Genomic DNA, 262 nt, shown 5'->3' with positions numbered 1-262 from the left:
GCCTTCGCGGATGGCGAAACGCAGACCGTCTTCCATCGCGATCGGGGCGATCAGTTCAACTTCGAACTTCAGGTTGTCGCCCGGCATCACCATCTCGGTGCCGGTCGGCAGGGTCACGGTGCCGGTCACGTCGGTGGTGCGGAAGTAGAACTGCGGACGGTAGTTCGCGAAGAACGGCGTGTGACGGCCACCTTCGTCCTTGGTGAGGATGTAGGCCTCAGCTTCGAACTTGGTGTGCGGGGTCACGGAACCCGGCTTGCAC

At 62.6% G+C, this 262-nt stretch carries 1 protein-coding gene; it reads right to left on the bottom strand.

Features of this window, described 5'->3' with window-relative positions; translation table 11 throughout:
* Positions 1 to 262, bottom strand: a 262-nt coding sequence (locus R0J87_RS21610; protein WP_498888866.1) for an EF-Tu C-terminal domain-related protein, incomplete at both ends; no start/stop codon positions are given.

It is taken from the genome of Halomonas sp. SIMBA_159 (assembly GCF_046536035.1).
Taxonomy (GTDB): domain Bacteria; phylum Pseudomonadota; class Gammaproteobacteria; order Pseudomonadales; family Halomonadaceae; genus Vreelandella; species Vreelandella venusta_A.
The sequence above is the reverse complement of the archived record's forward strand: the minus strand, read 5'-3'. Positions and strand labels throughout refer to the sequence as shown.